Genomic DNA, 20,152 nt, shown 5'->3' with positions numbered 1-20,152 from the left:
GCGGCCTGGGCGAACGCAATGACGTGACCCGCCCGCCGGACGGCTCGAAATCGCGAGTCCTACATCCGATCACGTGACGCAGTGCCTATTCTCAGCGCATGGTCGACACCGTCAGGGACATCGTCGTCATTCACACCGACGGTGGGTGCAGGCCCAACCCGGGGCCCGGCGGGTGGGGGGCGGTGCTGCGCCAGCGCCAGCACGTCCGCGAGATGTACGGCGGTGAATCCAATCCGACCAGCAACAACCGGATGGAGCTGACGGCGCCGATCATGGCGCTCGAGGCGCTGACTCGAGTGGTGACGGTCCACCTCTATACCGACAGCACCTATGTCCGCAACGGCATCACGAAATGGGTCCTCGGCTGGGAGCGCAACGGCTGGATGACTGCCGCGAAGCAGCCGGTGAAGAATGTCGATCTCTGGATGAGGCTGCAGGCGGCGTGCGCGCGGCACCAAGTCGAGTGGTTTTGGGTGAAGGGCCACGCTGGCGTGGCGGACAACGAACTCGCCGACCAACTGGCAACCAGGGGTTTGCAGGAAGCGATCGCGTCAGCCGCTATCCGCTGACTGGAGCGGGGGGCTGCCGTCGGCAGGGCTCAGCCCGGTGAACCGCACGGACCGATTTGATATCAGCTAGCGCACGCTACTTCTGTTAACAGAAGTCACGTACTTAACATCACGCGATGCAGGACTGGTCAATCAATTATTGCCCACGCCAGGCGCGCCCGCTTGCTCGTCGAGACTTATTGCGCTATGCCATCGCCCTGTCTGCGCTGCCGGGCTTTCATGCGGCCTCGGCAACAGCACCCGCGACGGCTGCCGCCGCACCCAAACTGATCGACTTCGCCATGCGCCAGATTCCCGCGGAGCACATCAAAGCTGCCGGTTACTCCGGTGTCATCAACTACGTGTCACTATCCCGACCCGGGTCGTCGTTCGGCGCCAAGCCGATCACCCGCTCCTACGCCGAGCAGCTGACCGCTGCGGGGCTGATAATCGTCAGCAACTACCAATACGGCAAGCCCGGCGGGACGGCATCATCGGACTTCAAGCGCGGGTTCACCGGAGGCGTCGACGACGCCCGCACCGCCTGGAAGTTGCATACCGCGGCGGGCGGCGGCCAGAGTGCGCCGATCTTCTTCACCATTGATGAGGACATCAACCACGACACATGGAACAACCTGGCGCTGAAGTGGTTTCGCGGTATCAATTCGGTGCTGGGGGTGCAGCGCACCGGTGTCTACGGCGGTATCGATGTGTGCCAATGGGCGGCCGCCGACGGGGTCATCGGCAATTCGCGCACCCCGGGACGACGGTGGGCCTGGCAGACCAAAGCCTGGTCCGGCAGTCGGATCGACCCCGCCGCGGTGCTCTACCAGCGGGTGGTCAGTACGGCATCCAATCCCGGTCCGAAAGTCGGCGGACAAGAAGTCGACGTCAACGACGTCCTCGCCGATGATTGCGGTCAGTGGAACCTGCATCGCTGAGCCAGCGCAGACCCTCGACTGGGTCTCTCGCTCCTCTGTGTCGCCACCCACGGCCCGATCTCGAGTTCCCTCGTTGGGTGGTTGTACCGGTCAGGACTGATCGCGCAGAAGCGTTCCCCCGCTGCGCAATTCAACGAGGCGAACCCGGGAACGTCACGCTTTCCGGGGACGGGACTTGGCTGGCTGTGGCAGGCGCAGACCCTCGATGAGCACGGTGGACACCAGGTCGGCGTGCTCATGGACGCTGTCGACGTCGTCAGCCACTGCAGAGCCCAGCGCGTCGGCGAGAGGCGCCAGCGTGAACGGCGCCGCGCCCCCGTGTGTAGTCAGGAAGAAGAACGTGCTGTGCGGAATTCGTCTGATGGTGCCCTCATCGGCGAGGTGGCTGAGCAAGCGAATGATCTGGACTTGCGAGGGCTCGATGTAGCGCGTGTAGATGTAATCGAGCCGCTCGGTGGGCTGCCGTCCTTCGGAGTTCATCAGGGCCAGCAGTTCAGGGTGGGTGGCCGAGTAGATCAGGAACCCCCGCACCGCCAGGCGCAGTTGTTCTAGCGCTTCGGTGATCGTCGGATCGAAGATCCCCTGCATGAAGCCGACCAGCCCCCCGAAGCCATAGTCCACCGCGGCGCGCCACAGATCTTCCTTCGTGCCGAAGCGTTGGTAGAGCAGGTTATGACTGACGCCGAGTTCGCGATTGATGGTCCGCAGTGACGCACCGTCGTAACCGAGCAGGGCGAATTGCTTAAGTGCCACAGCTAGGATCGTGTCTTGCTGCACCGCGTCGGAGCCCCTTGGCCGGCCGCGCCGACGTTCGTTGGCCGCCTCGCTCACTGATGTCATGCACCTATTTTACCTGTTAGTAGCAATTTTAATATTGCTGATCATCCATTTCTCGTGGTCGGCCCGGGCTCTTCCCGCCGCAAAGCGATGTCGCGCCATCGCGTAAGCCCCGCAAGGATCAATGACGGGCTGACCCAACGTTTGGTTCGCTGTCGGCGTCAGAACGCGTGCGGGCCGAATCGGCCCCACGCCACGACGAGCGCGGCGATGGCGAGCACGACATTGACCGCGACGTTGGGAAATTCGCGGCGCCGGGCGTGGGTCACGATGGCGCCCGCCATAACCAGCACGACGCCAATCGCCGCCAACGGGGTCAGGACCGGGGCAATGTGCACCAGCGGCGGGACGATCAGGCCGATCGCGGCGGCCAATTCCGCCACTCCGAGCAGCTTGAGCGCAGGCGCGGGGAACGCGTCCACCCAGTCCCCAAGCGTGTCGCGAACCCGTGCGCGCGGCATGACCACCTTGGCCAGGCCGGCGCCGACAAAGGCGAGGGCGAGCACGATCTGCAAGATCCAGAGCACGGTGTTCATCGAGGAATTCCTTTCGGTTGATGATGAATTCGGGTTGCCGGTTAGCGGCGATACGGCGTTGGGCGGCGACAATGGGGTTCGCGGCCGCGCCGGATCGTTTGGGTTTGCCCGCTCCGATGCACCGCGGTCGCCTCCTTTAAGGCTGCACAACTCTCACCTTATCATCAAATTGTTGGTCGTCAATTTAAATGTTGACATAACCAGACGCGGCCTACGGTGGTGCCCTCGGCCGATGGCTGACCGTCCGCTACTCCCACCGAAAAGGACTACGCCATGAGCACTGCAGTGAGCGCCGAGATCACCACGCTGCCAGAGGCGTTCATAGCCACTGCGGGTCGGCGCGGCGTCGCCGCGGCGATCCTGACCGCCGACCTGGATGTGGCCCTGACGTGGTCCCAATATGCCTTCGCCATTGCTGAGAAATACGCCGCTCGCATCACCGCCCTCTACGACAGCACTGTCCAATCATGACGGCGAGCCAGGCGGAAGCCCTGGTGCACAACTTCGGAACCGTCGATGCGGGCGACCTCGACGCGGCGCTGGCGACGATGACCGACGACGTGACGTTCCGTTTCGGATCCGGCGACATCGCCCGCGGCAAGCACGGATTCATTGCCAGCAGTGTGACATTGGCTACCGCAGTGGCGTCGATGTCACACGACCTAAGCACGGTGTTGCGGTCGGTCGACAAACTCGAGCCGGCGGTGATCGCGGAGATGACTGTGACCTACGTCCGCCACGACGGGTCCTCGGTCATGCTGCCGTGTGTCAACACCTTCCGCTTCCCTGACGGACTTATCGCCGACTATCGCATCTACGCCGACATCGGCCCCGTGTTCGGTCCTGCCTGATCGCCCCTTTCTAGACCCACCTGGAGATCACCATGACTACATCTCGCCTCACCGCCGGCACCGGAGCGATCGAACACGTTCCGGTGCTCATCGCCGGCGCCGGACCCGTCGGCCTCATCCTGGCGCTCGAACTCGAACGCCAAGGTGTCAAAGCCCTTCTGGTGGAACGCAACAACACCACCACTCGGCATCCGAAGATGGACATCACCAACGGACGCAGCATGGAGTTGTTCCGTCGTCTCGGCATTGCCGATTATCTGCGCAAGATCGCCACCCCAGCTGACAACCCGACGGTGGTCAGCTGGGTCACCCGGCTGGACCGCTGGGAACTGACCCGATTCACCTACCCCAGCGCCGATGACACCGCCGCGCTGATCCGATCGCGCAACGATGGCACCTTGCCACTGGAACCGAGCATGCGCGTCTCGCAGATCCTGCTGGAACCGGCACTCAAGGAACTACACGAGACGCTCGCCCAACACATCACCGTGCAATACGGCTGGAAGGTCGACACTTTCACCCAGGACGGCACGGCAGTCGATGTCATCTTGCGCTGCGGCGACACCGGCGAAACCCGCCAGGTCCGCGCCGACTATCTCGTCGGGTGTGACGGCGGTGGCAGCACGGTGCAGGGCGTTGGGCATCGAAGTCGACTTCACCGATCTGCGCCGTCTCGTCCTCGAGAAATTGGGCCCGCGCAGGGTGGTAGGCATGCTGGCCCGCGGTTGGGCTGCCAACCGCGAGCACCCGGTCGATGGTCGTTTCTTTATGGTCCATTTCACCACCACCGATCGTGAACCGTTCCGCCGCTTCGGCACCGTGTGGCACGTTCAGTCCCCCAGGGCTGGACATTGATCTCCCAGAACGACGACGACGCATGGACCTTCCACTGCCCCTTGGGCGTTGGCGAGGACGCCGCGGCGATCGATCCCAAGGAATTCCTCTACCGCCACCTCGGGTGCCGATTCGGCTGCACCATCATGGTCGCCAACGAGTGGAACCCACGTCTCGGGGTGGCCCGCCGGTTCGGGATGGGCCGGGTATGGCTGGCGGGTGACGCCGTACACCAGGTTCCCCCCACCGGCGCCTACGGCATGAACACCGGCGTCGGCGACGCGGTTGGCCTGGGCTGGGTCTTGGCCGCGCTCCTTAGAGGCTGGGGCGCTCCAAAGTTGCTGCAAGCCTACGAGACCGAACGGCGCTCGGTGGCGTTGCGCAACAAGGCCGCGGCGGGCCGGCACACCCTGGTCCGCATGGCGGTCAAGTCAGCGTTCCGAAACGCCATCCACAGCGAGGGCTGGAACGGTGAACGCGCCCGCCGCCGCCTCGGACGCGAGATCGCCGACCTGGGCAATCTCGAAAACGAAGCCCTAGGAGTCGAACTGGGATACCGCTACGACCACTCTCCGATCGTGGCCACCGAAGCCGGACACGCACCCCCACAGACTCTTGACGCCTACACGCCGAGCACCTGGCCCTGAGCACGCCCGCCCATCGTCTATCTCTCCGACGGGCGCGCCCTGTTCGACCTGTTCGGCCCTGGCTTTACCCTGCTGCGATTCACCGACATTGACACGACCGCACTGACCGAAGCCGCCGGGGTGCGTCACGTTCCGCTGACCGTCGTTGAGGTACACGACGCGCACGCCCACCGCCTCTACGAGCGCGACCTGGTGCTCATCCGCCCCGATCAACACGTCGCCTGGCGCGGCAATAGCGCGCCCAGTGACCCGCTGCGCCTCATCGACACCATTCGCGGCGCTTAGTCCACGGACGTCCGACCCAACGACGAATTCAATGAAGGGCGGGCCAACCCCGCCTCCGGCTGCAGGTGCTGTAGGGTCGAGACCGAACGATCTGGCCAACTCAGCGGCACCGATTGGTTCAGCGTCATTCCGACGCCGCCACCGAACTGATCGTGTCCATGCCGCGCCCTAGACAGTTGAAATCTTGAGCGATGCAGCCATATTCGATGCCGTTATAGTTGAGACGAAATTCTGAACGCGTTTTGACGCCGGGTCGGATGAACTGAACTCATCTGTTGCTGCGGTGTCCTGCGCGAGGCGCAGCAGCTGCGGTCCCTCGTCGATGAGCAACCGGCTAAGTCCAAGCGCGGCGCATGTTCTCAGCGCTGGCGCTAGGATGCGTTGCGCTTCTTCGGTCTCGCCAGCTATCGAGAGGCAGAGCGACAGTTGAAGCCTGGCGCTAAGGTGTGCACGCGGGTGCTTGCCCTGGTCGACATGACCAAGTTGGGCGCGCGCCCGCTCGCAAGCTGCACTGAGCGCCGAGTGGCTGCCGTCGCTGAGCAGCAGTCGGATTTGTGAGTCTTCCGCCAGTTCGGCCGTTTCGTAAGCGATTCCGTCGAGTGCTTGCGCACTCAGGCCCATAACTCGCTGAGCGAGTCCCTCGTCGATGTCTTCGGCCGACATCGCAGCCAATCGGACCCGTTCATAAATGAGGCGAGCTTCGAGTCGTGGTAGTAGCGCCTCTTTCGCAATTTCCATGCCTTCGGCAATGCGGCGGTCTGCGGCGGTCTTGTCGCCGCGCGCCATCTTCAGCCGCGCCCCCGTCCCGAATGTCGCGAACATGATGTCGACGATTCCGCCCTCGGCGCCGAGTTCGTAGGCGTCGTCGAGCAATGCCTCGGCTTCGTCGAGTTGACCGCGTTCGTAGAGAAGCTGCCCCAGCAACGAGCCAGCGATCTTGGCGATATAGGAGGGGCGACCGGACGGCAACAGCGCGATTCGGATGCCTTGGCGCAGGTGCGCTTCGGCGCCGGTGACGTCGAGTTGCTCGTTCGCGGCGATCGCGGCAAGACAGTGTCCGTAGGTAACGCTGAGTGCACCGGAGGTCCGCTGATGAAATGGGCGTGCCCACTTCTGCCAGCGAAGCGCGTCAGCGAAGTCTCGCACCTGCAGCGCACAAAATGAGGCGAGATCGGCTGCGCGGCAAAGAATGAAGGGGCGAAGCGTATCGGCCCGGTCCACACATGCCTGAACCGCGGCATCGGCGGAGGGGTCAATGCGGTCCTGGAAAGCCGCGAGGATCGCGACAATGAGGTCCAATTCGGCGCGCAGGTCACCGGCTTGGTCGCTTGGAACCGAGTCGAAGGCTTCCTCAGCCAATCGAAGAGCTTCCAGCACACCCGCCGTGCGGCTAAGTGCGACGTTTGCCCAGGCAAGGTCGGCCTGCAACCTCGGGCGCACATCCGCATACTGCGCCGGCAGCTTGGCCGCAAGCCCGATCAACGTATGCATCTGGTTCTTTTCGTGCAGATCGCCGGCCGCGTGCTCGACAACGTCGACCGCTTGCCGTCCGTCGCCGGCGAGGATCAGATGATCGACTGCCTGGCTTAGCATCTGGTGTTCGGTAAACCACTGCGCGGCCCGGCGGTGTAGTCCTGGTATGCGGTCCACCGCGTCACGCTCGAGGCGGCGCATAAGGAAATCGGCGAACTGGTCGTGATATTGGAACCACGTGCCTTTGGCATCGATCCTGCGCAGGAATAGATTGCGCTTTTCGATCTCTTCGAGCAGGCTCTGGCTGTTGTGATTGTTGGTGAGCGCCGTCGCCAACCCACTGCAGATCTGTTTGGTGATGCTGGTCGACATCAGGAAGTCGAGGAGGTCTGACTCGAGGCTGTTCAAGACGTTGGACGCCAAATAGTCATCTATTGCGTCATGCGCGTCATGTCGCCCGGACAGATCCTCGATGAGCGCAGCCGGGTCGGCCTGGTCGCGAAGCGACAAGGACGCCAGTTGCAGGGCGGCGGCCCGTCCGCCGGTGGACTCCTCGAGTTCGGCGACGTTGGCGGGTGTGAGCTTGAGACCGCGTCGCTTGACCAGCAGCGCCCGGGACTCGTCCACATCGAACCTGAGCAGGGACTCGTCGATTTCGGTCAGCTCCCCCTGCGCCGACAACGCGTCGAGCGGAAGGCCATCACGCGTACGACTCGTGACAACCAAATGTAGGTGATGGCAGCCATTCTCAATCAAGTACGCCAATGCATTCATGGTCTCGCCATTGTCCACCCGATGCCAATCATCGATTACCAGGGCGAGGGTTTGTTTATCGGAATGCAGACCATGGAGCAAGGCGTAAAGGACATGTTGCTGCACATTCTCCAAATGCCCCTCGAATTCTTGCTGTAGTCTGTCAGCAAGTTCTGGGAGGGTACCCCGGACCGCCTTGATGAGGTGGGTGAGAAACCAGACCGCGTTGTTGTCGTCGCTATCGATGGCCAACCAAGCGGTTTTCACTTTCTGCTTGGTGAGAGTTTCGACCCACTGCTTGGCGACGGTGCTCTTGCCGTAACCGCCGGGCGCGTGGATCAGGACCAGCTTTGGTCTCGGCCCCGATCCGAGCCGGTCCAGGATTTCTTGCCTCGGCAGGTCTGCGCGCCGCCAGTCGGTGTAAGCGTGGAACCCGGTGATGAGTGCCGCGATGAGCACCGGACTCAGAATCGCCAGGCAGAACCCGATGATCGTGAGGTAGCTACCGATTACCTCGAACATGGTTGGAATCTCTTTCTCCGCGAGGCGGATCGGGTGAGCCTCGTGTCGGCTAGGAAATCGTCGACTGGCTCGCCGCCAAAGCGGCCTGGCCGAAAGATATCGCGGTGATCACTTCCATCGCTGCTCCCCGAACGGGGTGCTTTCGTCTCCTTTCCGGATCATTGCCCCAACCGACACAGCGGGACACACGCGTGTTTCCGGCAGGTGAGTTACCCGAACCCTCCGTTCGGGCGATAGTGCTTCGCGGTGCCCCCCTGTTGACTTGATCCAGACTTGGAATCGGAGGCGTCAACGTGGCAACGGACATCAAGCACTACCAAATGTTCATCAACGGAAAGCATGTCGACTCGGACGAAATGGACGAGATCCGCGACCCGGCGACCGAGGAAGTGCATGCCACGATAGCCCGGGGAACGGCTGAGCACGCCGACACCGCCGTGGCTGCAGCGCGCGCGGCATTCGAGTCAGGCTCATGGTCGCGGTTGGCTCCAGCCGAGCGATCACGAGTGCTGACCCGGATCGCCGAGCGCCTGAGCAGTGAGCTCGAGGACCTCGTCGAGCTGGAGATTCACGCCAACGGCGCCACGGTGCGGCAGGCGACGGGTTTTCATGTCGGCTATGCGGCGCCACACTTCTCGTACTTCGCCGAGCTTGCTGCCTCTTACCAGTGGGAGCGGCAGGTATCGACGCCCGCCTTTCCGACGCTGTCGACGAACGTGATCCGCCATGAGCCCCTCGGCGTCTGCGCCGCGATCGTGCCCTGGAATTTTCCCCTGTTGCTCGGTATTTGGAAGGTCGGCCCAGCGCTGGCGGCCGGCAACTCGGTGGTCATCAAGCCCGACGAAAAGACTCCGTTGACTCTGCTGCGTCTGTGCGAGATCGCCCACGAATGCGGGGTGCCCGAAGGTGTCATCAACCTTGTCACCGGTCCCGGCGCAGAAGTTGGGGCCAGGCTGGCCGAACATCCTGATGTCGACAAGGTGGCGTTCACCGGCTCGACCCCGGTCGGCCGCGAAATCATGCGCCTGGCGTCGGGAACCGTGAAGAAAGTCTCCCTCGAGCTCGGCGGCAAGGGCGCGCAGGTGCTGCTCGACGACGCCGACCTCGACGTCGCCATCGACGGGGCTTTATTCGGCTGCATGCTGTACTCCGGCCAGATCTGCGAATCGGGCACCCGCTTGCTCGTGTCCGACAAGATGTATGACCTCGTCGTCGACCGCCTCGTCGACCGCGCGTCGGCGCTCAAACTCGGGGACACGACCGACCTCAACACAGACGTAGGACCGGTCATCTCCGCCAGACAGCGCGACCGGGTGCTGGGGTTCCTGGACAGCGCAAGGCAGAGCGGCGCCAAGGTCGTGCTCGGTGGTGGCGCGCCGCTGGGAGAGCGATTCACGAAGGGCTACTGGATCGAGCCGACCATTCTCGCCGAAGTCAGCAATGATATGGAAGTCGCCCGGGAGGAGATCTTTGGGCCGGTCCTGTGCGTCCTGCGCTACACCGATGAAGCCGACGCGATCCAAAAGGCCAACGATTCTCAGTACGGCCTGAGCGCCGGGGTGTGGAGTACCGACTATGAGCGGGCGCTCGAAGTCGCGTCCCAGCTGCGCGCCGGAACAGTGTGGATCAACAACTGGCACCAGATCGATCCGGCACTGCCGTTTGGCGGTTATAAGCAGAGCGGTTTGGGCCGCGAACTCGGGCCGCACGCGCTCGACGAGTACACCGAGACCAAGCATGTGCATATCGATCTCACCCAGAAGGTCGAGCGCCACATCTTCGGCGCGCTGCTGTCAGAGTCACCCGCATAGCCGACGCTACCGGGCAGACGCTGCCTATTCTCGTCGTGACTGCGCGCCGGACGCAGCGGACATTGATGCCGCGGTTTGCGGAGCGCCGTCCCAGTCGTCACTTCAGTAACGCGAGCTGGGCAGCACTCGGTCGTGAAACGCGATATCGCCCGCAATATCAACAGGTTTGGCCCTCCGAGCCGATCAGAACGTGTCGGTGCCCGATCGTAGAATTGGGGTATGGCAGCGAGCACGCGTGAGGAGGTCGTGGCGGTCCTCGATGCGTCAGACGGCACCCAGGACAAGTTGTGCGAGTTGACCTTTGACGCGTTGACGACCCCGGAGCTGCTGCGGGTGATGGAGCGCCTGGAACGCCGGGAACGCCGCTGCCGATCGGTGCGCCACGCGCTGATCAACCACCTGGCCACCCGCGCCGGCGAAGAAGAACTCGGCGGCAAACTCCCCGCGGCATTGGCCGATCGGCTGCGGATCACCAAGGCCGAAGCCAACCGCTGGATCGCCGAGGCCGAGGACCTCGGAGAACGCCGCGCGCTGACCGGCGAACCGTTGGCGCCGAAGCTGACCGCGACCGCCGCCGCCCAACGCGATGGCCTGATCGGCGACGCGCACATCCGGGTGATCCGTGACTTTGTTTGCCCATCTGCCCGGCGCGGTGGATGCGGGCACCCGGGAGGCCGCCGAGTCCGATCTGGCTGGGAAGGCGCGCGACTTTCGGCCTGACAGGTGGCCAAGTACGCCCACGAGTTGATGGCGCTGCTGCACCCCGATGGCGACTACTCCGAGGAGGAACGCGCCCGCAAACGCGGCCTGGTACTGGGTCGGCAGAAGTACGACGGTATGTCGCGCCTCAGCGGCCTGATCACCCCTGAACTACGGGCGTTGATCGAAGCCGCCTGGGCCAAACTGGCCGCGCCGGGCGCGTGCAATGCCGAGGACGACACCCCGGTGTTGGAGCCCGACCCAGACCGCCGCGACACCCCGCAGCCAGGCGCAGCGCCATCATGACGCGCTGATCGCCGGCCTGCGCGCGCTGTTTGCCTCCGGGGACTTGGGCAGTCACAACGGGCTGCCGGTGTCCATCGTCGTCACCACCACGCTGCAGGATCTGGAAGCCGCCGAGGGGCGGGCCCGCACCGGCGGGGCACCCGGGTACCGATGACGCGGCTGATCCGCTGGGCCGCCACCTCACACGACTATCTCGCGGTGTTCGACCAGGCCAAGCCCTTGGCGCTGTTTCACACCAAACGCTTCGCTAACCTGGCGCAGCGACTGATGTTGCTGGCCCAACACGGCGGCTGCACCAAGCCGGGCTGCAACGCCCCCGCCTTGCACTCCCAGGCGCATCACATCAGCGGTTGGCGCAACACCCACTGCACCGACATCCACGATCTGACCCTGGCCTGCGGCGTCGATAACCGTCTCGCCGAAAAAGGCTGGACGACCCGCAAGAACGCAAAAGGCGACACCGAATGGATCCCGCCGGCCCACCTCGGTCACGGCCAACCGCGGGTCCCAACTTTCATCATCCCGAGAATCTCTTCGCACCCGCCGACGACGAACCCGATTGACGCCAGGGGTCGGTCAGCCTTCGGGCCCCTCCCGCGGCGAATTCGCTTGCACACGAATCGACTTCGAGCCAAACCGGCGGGCATTGTTGTGTGCGGTCCGCGTACGCGTCCACCCCATGCTCTGCTCGACCGGCGGCAGGGCGACGCAGCGCGCCGTACTCGTCGGGACCGGCTGACCCCCGAAGAACTTACGGGCGCGGCGTGGCTCGTTCCCAATCACGTTGCGCTGCAAGGCTGTCCGATCACGATTTAGTCGGAACCCTTGACGGCCGCCCTCTCACGCTCGGATCGTACCGGCCGCCGGCCGGGTAGCTGCCCGTCGGACAGCAGTTTGCGCAGCTCCTTCTTGTTGAACTTGCCGACGCTGGTCTTGGGAACCTCGACCACATAGGCGTATTCGTCGGGGAGCTGCCACTTGGCGAACTGCACCTTGAGGTGCTCGTTGAGCGCTTCGGGCGTTGCGCTCTCGGTGGCGTCGACCACAACGCACGGCAATGGTCGCTCGGTCCAGCGCTCATCAGGCTTCGCGATCACGGCAGCCTCGAGTACGGCCGGGTGCGACATCAGCGCGTTCTCCATCTCGATCGACGAAATCCATTCGCCGCCGGACTTTATGACATCCTTGGCGCGGTCGGTGATTTGGATATATCCCAAGGCGTCGATCGTTGCGACGTCTCCGGTGCACAACCAGCCGTCATGGAATTTCTCGAGCCCCGCCTGCTCGTCGAGGTAGTAGCCAGACGCGATCCACGGGCCCGCGAGCTCGAGCTCACCCGCCTGTTCGCCGTCCCATGGCAGCTCATTTCCGGATGGGTCGACGATCCGGGCCTCGACAAGCGGGGTGATGCGTCCCGTCTTCGATCGATAGCGCCAGAGCTCCTCGCCCGTCGCACCGGTCGGTGCTTCGGCAATCGCTACCAGCGGACTGGTTTCGGTCATGCCGAATCCCTGGATGAGCGGCGTGCTGAACGCCTCTTCAAATCGTTCCATCAGCGATCTCGGCACAGCCGCACCGCCGCACACGACGCGCCGCAGTGTCGACAATGCCTCCGGGTTGTCGTCAGCCTTGCGCAGCACGTCGCTCCAGATTGTCGGCACGGCAGCGGCGAACGTCACTCGCTCGGATTCGATCAGCTTCGTCAATGGGTCGGCCTGCAGAAAACGGTTCGGCAGGATCAGCGGTGCGCCAATCATCCCGCAGGTATACGGCAGGCCCCATGCGTTGGCGTGGAACATCGGAACGACCGGCAGGACACGATCGCTCGAACGCACGTCGAGGGTGTCCGTCAGGCACTCGGCCATGGCGTGCAGCACCGTGGAGCGGTGCCCATAGAGCACGCCCTTCGGGTTGCCGGTGGTCCCACTCGTGTAGCAAAGGCTGGCCGCAGCGCGGCCGTCGAGCTCGGGGTAGTCATAGCCGTCAGGCTGGTCGGCGATCAGCTCCTCGTACCGGTAGACGTTGGGAAGGCTTCCACTGCTGCCGTCTCCGATCACAATGAACCGCTCGACGCCGCCGATCTCGGGAAGGACCTTTTCGAGCTGCGGCACAAGCGAATCGTCGACGATGACCACACGATCCTTCGCGTGGTTGACAATGTAGGCGAGTTGCTCGTCGGAGAGTCGGATGTTCAGCGTGTGCAAGACGGCACCCATGCAGGGCACCGCAAGATAAGCCTCCAAGTGCTGCTGGGTATTCCACGCGAAGGTTGCCACCCGGTCACCGGGCCGCACACCGAAACCATGCAGCGCGTTGGCGAGCCTGTCGGCTCTGCGAACCACGTCGCCGTAAGTGGTTCGAGTGGTGTTCCCGTCGGCGTCGAGCAATGTGACGACTTCGATGTGGGAATTCATGGTGCGCATGCGCCGCATGACGTGCTGGAGAGTGATCTCGAAGTCGTTTTGGACTAATGATTCCAACATCGGGCTCTTCTCCTCCGGACACAGCGAAGCGGCTCATCCATGCAAGCCAACGCTAAGGACCACCTTGCTCGTGAGCGATCTCCCATCCGCGGGAACTGCCTCCCCCGACCGGGTTCTCAGCCCCAAAGTGACCACTCCCGGCAGGTAACGTCCGCGCCGGATGACGTGTTCGTGCCAGCTGAGAGCGATCGAGAACCCGGTCGCTTACGGCCGAATGTCCAGACGCCTCGACGGAGGAGACCAATGAGTACACGACGTGCAAGTCAGGAGCAAGAATTGGAACCGCGGTTTATCGACGTCGCTGGCCAGCGGGTGCGGGTCGCGGTACGGGAAGGCGACGGAAGCCGTCCCCCCCTACTGCTTTGCAACGGACTCGGGGTGAGTATGGAGGGACTCCAGCCGTTCGTCGACGCCCTGCGGCCTGAGACGGGCGTGATCCGCTTCGACGTCCCAGGGATCGGGCAGTCGCCGACCCCGGTGCTCCCCTATCGCATGTGGGGAATCGCGCGGCTGACAAGCCATTTGCTCGACGTCCTCGAGGTTCCCCGGGTGGACGTGCTCGGCGTCTCCTGGGGAGGGGCGCTGGCACAACAGTTCGCGTTCCAACATCGTCAGCGCTGTCGCAAGCAGATCCTGGTCAGTACCACTCTGGGTATGTTGGGGGGTGTACCCGGCCTTCCACGGGTCATCCCTGAGATGCTTTCCCGCCGGCGCTTCGACGACCCCGAACACGCGCGGCGGGTCGCGCCGAATATCTATGGCGGCAAGGCTCGTTCGGAAAAGCAGCCAATTCCCATCTTCACGCACATGCGCAATGACCGGCGCGGTCTTTTCTATCAGCAGCTCTCAGCCCTGGGCTGGACCAGCCTTCCCTTTGCCCCTCTGATTCGCCAGCCGACGCTGATCCTGACCGGAAACGACGACCCGGTCATCCCGCCGGTGAACGGTAGGATGCTGCGCCAGGCGCTGCTGAACTCTGAGCTCAGAATCTTCCAAGACGGTCACCTGGGACTGGTGACGAGTGCTGACGAGCTCGCCCCGATCGTCGAAGAATTCCTCGATCGACGGTAGCGCGCAACAGTCCCCTTCGCGGTATGGCGGTCCCATCTCCGTCAGCCGCCAGCCCGATCGCGCTACGAAGGGCCTGCGAAGAACCAGCGCCAACCCAGGCGATCTGACATCCGCAGGAACTGCCTACGCCGACCGGGCCTTGCACCCGAACTGCCGACCAACCAGCGGGTCGCAATGACCCGTTGCTGCAACCACCGCAGGGAGAAAAATAATGAATTCCGTTCGCGGCCAGCACGAGCCGGACTTCTCGACGAGCTTCGTCGAGGTAGACGGCCGTCTGCTACACGTCGCCGTCCGAGACGGCGACGGTAGCCGCCCACCGTTGCTGTTGTGCAACGGTCTTGGTGTGGGCCTGGAGGGACTCCAACCCTTCGTCGATGCCCTGCGGCCCGAGACCGGCGTGATCCGCTTCGACGTCCCAGGGGTAGGCAGGTCCGAAACGCCTTCGCGGCCGTACCGCATGCGCGTGCCGGCGAGGTTGACGAGCCACCTGCTCGATGCGCTGCAGGTGCCGATCGTCGACGTGCTCGGCGTGTCGTGGGGAGGAGCGCTGGCCCAGCAGTTCGCATTTCAGTACGGTCACCGTTGCCGCAGGCTGATCGTGGTCAGTAGCACGATGGGCCCTCCCATCCCAGGCCGGCTGGGCGTCATCCGCGAGATGCTGACCCGGCGCCGTTTCGACGATCCCACCCACGCCCGTCAGGTTGCGCCCACAATTTACGGCGGCAAGGCCAGGACGGGATCCCCTCAACCTGCCCTCTTCGAGCACATGCAAAACGATCGGCGCGGTCTGTTCTACCAACAGCTCGCCGCGCTGGGTTGGACAAGCGTTCCGTTCGCCCGGTTGATCCGGCAGCCGACGCTGATCCTGACCGGGGACGATGACCCGATCATTCCGCCGGTGAACGGAAGACTAATGCGCGCACTACTTCCCGACGCAGAGCTGCACGTCTTCCACGATGGTCATCTCGGACTTGTCACGAGCGCCGACGAGCTGGCCCCCATCGTCGAGGACTTCCTCGATCGAGGTTGAGTGCCCAAATACTCCCCATTCGGGGTATAACGGTCCATCCTCCGACGGCTTGTTGTGCGATCTCGTAAGTCGCACGCTTCGATGACATCGGGTTAGCAGTGATCGCGCCAAAGGAGTTCGGGTGAGCCAAGTTCCGCAGATGCATGAGCGCACGGTCGAACTGATCGTCGCCGAACGCGAAGAACTAGCCGACGACGTTGTTGGCCTCGTGCTTGAAGAGCCGTCCGGTGGCGACCTGCCGGACTGGAATCCCGGCGCGCACATCGATTTGATCCTGACCGACTCGCTGGTGCGACAGTATTCGTTGTGTTCGAGCCCGCTGGACCGACGGCGATGGAAGGTGGGCGTCCTGCTCGATCCGAACGGCCGCGGCGGATCCAAGCACGTTCATCACGAACTGCACAAGGGCTGCAGGATCCAAGTCCGCGGTCCCCGCAACCATTTCCCTTTCCAAAGGGCGAAGCGATACCAGTTCATCGCCGGAGGCATCGGCATCACACCGATGATGCCGATGATCGAGGCGGCGCAAGCGGACGGAGCCGACTGGCACCTGCTGTATGGCGGGCGACAGCGATCATCGATGGCCTTCGTGGATGATCTCTCGAAGTTCGGCGAGCGGGTGACGATCTGGCCCCTGAACGAAAGGGGTATGCCCGACCTGGCCAGCGTCCTCGGCAGCCCGCGTGACGACACCCTTGTGTACTGCTGCGGGCCCGAAGGCTTACTCAGCGCCGTCGAACAGTTCTGCCTGTCCTGGCCGAAAAACGCGCTGCACCTCGAACGCTTCGCGGCCAAGCCAGATGCGCACATGCCGTCCGAAGAAGCTCTCGACAACTTCCAAGTCGTATGCCAGCGCTCCGGCATCACCGTCGACGTCGGGCCTGGCGAATCAATCCTCGCGGCGATCAAGGCGAAAGGGGTCAGCATGCTGGCGTCATGTATGGAAGGCATCTGCGGCACGTGCGAGGTGGCCGTGCTGGAAGGCAGCCCCGATCACCGCGATTCGGTGCTCGACGATGACGAAAAGGCCGAGAACGACTGCATGATGATCTGCGTGTCGCGCTCGCTATCGGAAACGCTGGTGCTCGACGTATGACCGCGAACTACCCCCGGGACTGCTGGTATGTGGCGGCCCTCAGTGACGAGATCGGCAGAGCGCCGATCGGCCGCCGGCTGCTGGATCGTCGTGTCGTGCTCTACCGGCAAGAGGCAGGCGAGATCGTTGCGCTGGCCGACCAGTGCGGTCACCGCGGCTATCCGCTTTCCAAGGGAAACGTCAAGGGCGACAACATCGAATGTGGCTACCACGGGTTCCAGTACGACCCGACCGGAGCCTGTGTGAAGGTTCCGTCGCAGCCCCACCCGCCTTACGGAGCTTGCGTCGCGCGCTATCCCGTCCGTGAAGTTGCTCCGTTCGTGTGGATTTGGCTCGGTGCGCCCGCGCGCTCTGAAGGCCGGCCGGTGCCCGCGCTGCCATGGTTGACCGGGCAGGATTGGGCTTCGTCGGGCACCTCACTTCGCGTGAACGCCAACTACATGCTCGTGCACGAGCACTATCTCGACCTGACGCACATCCCGTGGGTACACCCGCAGGAAACGCCGCCGACCATCGGCTCGGTGGCGCCCCTTGACGAAATCGAGGTCTCCGAGACGTCGGTGACGTTCTCCCGCAACATGCCTGTGGCGCCGTTGGCCGACTGGGAAGCGGCGGCGACGGGCCTGCCGCGTGATGGCGGTTACCACCGCCGGCATTACGGCACGTTCATCTCGCCCGCGGTGCTAGTGGAAGGGTGGAATCTATTCGGCGCCGACGGCGAGACCTTCGGGCAGGTCCGGATCCAGGCCGTGACCCCTGAAACTCCTTGCAGCACACATCTTTTCTGGCAGTTCGCCCGCAACTACAGGCTCGACGACGAGCGCGTCGGACAGGGGTTGCACACCGTCTTCGAGCAGGTCATGCGGGTCGACGTCGGCGTCGTCGAGACGATCCAGGACACCGTTGGTGATGTGCGAGCCGGGAACGGTTTTCATGTCTCGGCCGATGCGGGAGTACTCAAAGCGCGCCGCATCGTCGAGTCGATGCTCACACACGAACGCCAGTACCGCTCCCCCACCGCCGGGATGCCGGTGCGGGAATGAAAGCGATCATCACCTGCCTGTCGCCGGAACTGCTCAGTGGCACATCCGCTTTCATCACCGGCGGCGGCAGCGGCGTCAACCTCGGCATAGCGCGCTGCTTTGCACAGGTGGGCGCCGACATCGCGATCTGCGGCCGCACCCAGGAGCGTCTGGAGGCGGCCGCCGAAGAACTCGGTGAACTCGGGGCAAGAGTATCGATATCGGTGGCCGACGTCCGCGACATGGACGCGATGTCAGCCGCATTTATCAAGGCGCGCGACGATATTGGGCCTATATCTACTGTGGTATGCGGGGCCGCCGGCAACTTCCTGGCTCCCGCGGAGAAGATGTCGAGCAATGGGTTCCGAACAGTCATCGACATCGACCTGCTCGGCTCGTTTCACGCGGCGCATGCGGCTTTCGATCAACTCAAGGAAACACACGGCAGCCTGCTGTTCATCTCAGCGGGTCAGTCAGACGCACCGTATCTGTATCAGGCACACGTCGGCGCCGCCAAGGCGGCGATCGACAGCCTGATGCGACACCTCGCCCTGGAGTGGGGCCCGCATGGCATCCGTAGCAACGCCATCGTCCCCGGCCCGATCGAGGATACCGAAGGAATGAAACGACTGGCCGCGCAGGTGGGTCGCCAGGCATGGACCGACGGCATCGCGTTGGGCCGGTTCGGCACGGCCGAAGAGGTCGGAGCCATGGCGGTGGTTCTGGCATCGCCGCTGGCGTCATTCGTGACGGGCGCGCGCATAGTGGTGGACGGTGGACTGGCATTGTCCGGGTCGGGCATCTTCAACCACGCGCTCGCGGTGGCTTCGCCGGACCGCTCGCCGGCAGCTGATCGATGATGTCGCGACGTGCCTACTATCCCCACCAGGCACCCCCAACGAGAGATGCGCTTACGCATTGTGCCGGATCGTCAGGCGAATCGGCCGGTGGCAACCTGCTTTCATGACCAGAATTGCCGAACACCCCCTGATGATCACGGACCCCGAATTGGACCTAGCCGCCAGGTCGTTCTGGGAACAGGACTTCGAGCAACGGGATAAGGCCTTCGCGCGATTGCGCACGGAGCAGCCCGTTTGCTACAGCCGTCCGTACGAGTCGACATTGCTCCCGCCGGATGAGAACACGCCCGGATTCTGGTCGGTCACGAAAGCCGCGGATTGTCGCCACGTCTCGCGCAGCAAAGAACTGTTCTGCTCCGGCCTAGGCGTGTTGATGGAGGACATGCCCATAGACGCCATCAGGGCCACAGCGTCGTTTCTGGTCATGGATGGCGAGGACCATCGCAGGCTGCGCGGCCTGATCCAGCAGGCTTTCACCCTGCGCAACATCCGGAAATTGGCTGACTGGGTAGCCCAGACGGCACGGGAGCGCTTGGACGAGATCATCGACCGCGGTGAGGGCGACTTCGCCGATCTGTACGCGAAGTACGTCCCCGGCCGGATCTTCGCTCACTTTTTCGGCGTCGAACGCGACAGTGAAGAGCAACACATCATCATGGAGGCGGCCGAGCGAATGCTGGCGTGGGACGACCCGCGGATGGCGCTGGGTCGTGACGCCCTGACCACGCACGTAGAGGAAGCCATGCGCATTCAGGCTATCGCACTCGCGCAGGCTGAGAAGTGCCGCAAGGATCCGAAGGACGATCTCATGAGTTGGGTCGCCAACGCGGAGTTCGAGGGCAAGAAGCTCGACGACCAGGAAATCATGTCGTTCTTCTCGCTGCTGGGTTCGGCGGCCAACGACACCACCCGCCACACCATTGCACACGCGGTGCGGCTGTTCGCGCAGCATCCGGATCAGCGCGATCTGCTGGTCGAGGACCTTCCCGCCCGGGTGGGCACTGCCGTGGAGGAAGTCGTCCGCTACAGCAGCCCGGTCATGCATTTCCGGCGCACCGCCTTGCAGGACACGACGATCGGCGATGCCGAGATCAAAAAGGGCGAGCACGTCGTGATGTGGTACTGCTCGGGCAACCGCGATGCTGAGGCGTTCGAGAATCCGGGCAAGTTCGACATCCTTCGCACCCCGAACGATCACCTGGGCTTCGGCGCCGGTGGCCCGCATTTCTGCCTCGGCAATACCCTTGCGCGTCAGATGCTCAGCGCGGTCCTCACCGAGATCTATACGCGCATACCCGATATCACGCTGGCAGGCGAGCCCCAGTTCCAGATCAACAATTTCATCCACGGCGTGCACTCGCTGCCGGCGCGTTGGACGCCTCCGACCCGTCGCTGACCAATAACCGGCAGCAACCGCGGCTTTCGGGCTGTCGGGGGGCGCAAGAATGCTACTGTCGCCCTGTCTTATGTGATCTAGGGGCGTAATTGGCTCAGGACCTCGTACCCGCCGCGGCTCAGGAGGCCGCCGCGATCGCGGCGTCAAT

18 protein-coding genes and 2 pseudogenes are annotated in these 20,152 nt (G+C 63.7%); 16 read left to right on the top strand and 4 right to left on the bottom strand.

Features of this window, described 5'->3' with window-relative positions:
* The first annotated feature begins 98 nt into the window (after positions 1–98).
* The gene (gene rnhA, locus JX552_RS09055) at positions 99–569 is read left to right on the top strand and encodes a ribonuclease HI (RefSeq protein WP_205877018.1); all 471 of its coding nucleotides are present in this window, start codon (positions 99–101) and stop codon (positions 567–569) included.
* Positions 570–685: 116 nt separating this feature from the next.
* Positions 686–1,489, top strand: a complete 804-nt coding sequence (locus tag JX552_RS09050) for a DUF1906 domain-containing protein (RefSeq protein ID WP_205877017.1) — start codon at positions 686–688, stop codon at positions 1,487–1,489.
* A gap of 153 nt (positions 1,490–1,642) precedes the next feature.
* Here the strand turns inward: JX552_RS09050 and JX552_RS09045 are convergent, their stop codons facing one another.
* Both JX552_RS09045 and JX552_RS09040 read right to left on the bottom strand, forming a co-directional pair.
* The gene (locus tag JX552_RS09045) at positions 1,643–2,320 is read right to left on the bottom strand and encodes a TetR/AcrR family transcriptional regulator (protein ID WP_205877016.1); all 678 of its coding nucleotides are present in this window, start codon (positions 2,318–2,320) and stop codon (positions 1,643–1,645) included.
* Positions 2,321–2,487: 167 nt separating this feature from the next.
* Entirely contained in the window at positions 2,488–2,862 is a 375-nt protein-coding gene (locus JX552_RS09040) for a DoxX family protein (RefSeq protein WP_205877015.1), read from the bottom strand.
* A 273-nt stretch (positions 2,863–3,135) separates the two neighbouring features.
* Between JX552_RS09040 and JX552_RS09035 the strand changes: the two genes are divergently transcribed.
* Genes JX552_RS09035 through JX552_RS33675 form a run of 5 tightly spaced genes read left to right on the top strand, consistent with a single transcriptional unit; the run spans position 3,136 to position 5,479 of the window.
* A complete protein-coding gene (locus tag JX552_RS09035) occupies positions 3,136–3,333 on the top strand; it encodes a hypothetical protein (RefSeq protein ID WP_205877014.1) in 198 nt (65 codons plus the stop codon).
* On the top strand, positions 3,330–3,713 hold the full coding sequence (locus tag JX552_RS09030) for a nuclear transport factor 2 family protein (RefSeq protein ID WP_205877013.1): 384 nt from the start codon (positions 3,330–3,332) through the stop codon (positions 3,711–3,713). The genes JX552_RS09035 and JX552_RS09030 overlap by 4 nt, the downstream gene beginning before the upstream one ends.
* 32 nt (positions 3,714–3,745) lie before the next feature.
* Positions 3,746–4,510 (top strand): FAD-dependent monooxygenase, encoded by a 765-nt coding sequence (locus JX552_RS09025; RefSeq protein ID WP_205877012.1) that lies wholly within the window; start codon positions 3,746–3,748, stop codon positions 4,508–4,510.
* A 54-nt stretch (positions 4,511–4,564) separates the two neighbouring features.
* A complete protein-coding gene (locus JX552_RS09020; RefSeq protein WP_241010978.1) occupies positions 4,565–5,194 on the top strand; it encodes an FAD-dependent monooxygenase in 630 nt (209 codons plus the stop codon).
* A gap of 12 nt (positions 5,195–5,206) precedes the next feature.
* Entirely contained in the window at positions 5,207–5,479 is a 273-nt protein-coding gene (locus tag JX552_RS33675; RefSeq protein ID WP_346779313.1) for an aromatic-ring hydroxylase C-terminal domain-containing protein, read from the top strand.
* Between the two features lie 168 nt (positions 5,480–5,647).
* Here the strand turns inward: JX552_RS33675 and JX552_RS09010 are convergent, their stop codons facing one another.
* Positions 5,648–8,227 (bottom strand): winged helix-turn-helix domain-containing protein, encoded by a 2,580-nt coding sequence (locus JX552_RS09010; RefSeq protein ID WP_205877010.1) that lies wholly within the window; start codon positions 8,225–8,227, stop codon positions 5,648–5,650.
* A 320-nt stretch (positions 8,228–8,547) separates the two neighbouring features.
* Between JX552_RS09010 and JX552_RS09005 the strand changes: the two genes are divergently transcribed.
* The 3 genes and pseudogenes from JX552_RS09005 (at position 8,548) to JX552_RS34045 (ending at position 11,859) form a co-directional block, all read left to right on the top strand.
* Positions 8,548–10,038 carry an aldehyde dehydrogenase family protein gene (locus tag JX552_RS09005; protein WP_205878333.1) on the top strand — a complete coding sequence of 497 codons (1,491 nt, stop codon included), beginning with the start codon at positions 8,548–8,550 and terminating at the stop codon, positions 10,036–10,038.
* A gap of 219 nt (positions 10,039–10,257) precedes the next feature.
* A pseudogene (locus JX552_RS34050) lies at positions 10,258–11,043 on the top strand (DUF222 domain-containing protein).
* Positions 10,964–11,859: pseudogene (locus tag JX552_RS34045) on the top strand (HNH endonuclease signature motif containing protein). Before JX552_RS34050 ends, JX552_RS34045 begins: the two co-directional pseudogenes overlap by 80 nt.
* Here the strand turns inward: JX552_RS34045 and JX552_RS08995 are convergent.
* Positions 11,856–13,526 carry a long-chain fatty acid--CoA ligase gene (locus JX552_RS08995; protein WP_205877009.1) on the bottom strand — a complete coding sequence of 557 codons (1,671 nt, stop codon included), beginning with the start codon at positions 13,524–13,526 and terminating at the stop codon, positions 11,856–11,858. The pseudogene JX552_RS34045 and the gene JX552_RS08995 overlap by 4 nt on opposite strands.
* Positions 13,527–13,769: 243 nt before the next feature.
* Here JX552_RS08995 and JX552_RS08990 point away from each other — a divergent pair, with 243 nt between their 5' ends.
* The 6 genes from JX552_RS08990 (at position 13,770) to JX552_RS08965 (ending at position 20,004) form a co-directional block, all read left to right on the top strand.
* The gene (locus JX552_RS08990; RefSeq protein ID WP_205877008.1) at positions 13,770–14,597 is read left to right on the top strand and encodes an alpha/beta fold hydrolase; all 828 of its coding nucleotides are present in this window, start codon (positions 13,770–13,772) and stop codon (positions 14,595–14,597) included.
* Positions 14,598–14,808: 211 nt separating this feature from the next.
* The gene (locus tag JX552_RS08985) at positions 14,809–15,630 is read left to right on the top strand and encodes an alpha/beta fold hydrolase (protein WP_205877007.1); all 822 of its coding nucleotides are present in this window, start codon (positions 14,809–14,811) and stop codon (positions 15,628–15,630) included.
* Between the two features lie 121 nt (positions 15,631–15,751).
* Positions 15,752–16,726, top strand: a complete 975-nt coding sequence (locus JX552_RS08980) for a PDR/VanB family oxidoreductase (protein WP_346779299.1) — start codon at positions 15,752–15,754, stop codon at positions 16,724–16,726.
* The gene (locus JX552_RS08975) at positions 16,723–17,769 is read left to right on the top strand and encodes an aromatic ring-hydroxylating oxygenase subunit alpha (protein WP_205877006.1); all 1,047 of its coding nucleotides are present in this window, start codon (positions 16,723–16,725) and stop codon (positions 17,767–17,769) included. The genes JX552_RS08980 and JX552_RS08975 overlap by 4 nt, the downstream gene beginning before the upstream one ends.
* Positions 17,766–18,608: an SDR family oxidoreductase gene (locus tag JX552_RS08970; RefSeq protein ID WP_205877005.1), complete on the top strand. Its 843-nt coding sequence runs from the start codon at positions 17,766–17,768 to the stop codon at positions 18,606–18,608. Before JX552_RS08975 ends, JX552_RS08970 begins: the two co-directional genes overlap by 4 nt.
* A 103-nt stretch (positions 18,609–18,711) precedes the next feature.
* A complete protein-coding gene (locus JX552_RS08965; RefSeq protein WP_205877004.1) occupies positions 18,712–20,004 on the top strand; it encodes a cytochrome P450 in 1,293 nt (430 codons plus the stop codon).
* Positions 20,005–20,152: the final 148 nt, after the last annotated feature.

The sequence above is a fragment of the Mycobacterium gordonae genome, from assembly GCF_017086405.1.
Classification (GTDB): Bacteria; Actinomycetota; Actinomycetes; order Mycobacteriales; family Mycobacteriaceae; genus Mycobacterium; species Mycobacterium gordonae_D.
The sequence above is the reverse complement of the archived record's forward strand: the minus strand, read 5'-3'. Positions and strand labels throughout refer to the sequence as shown.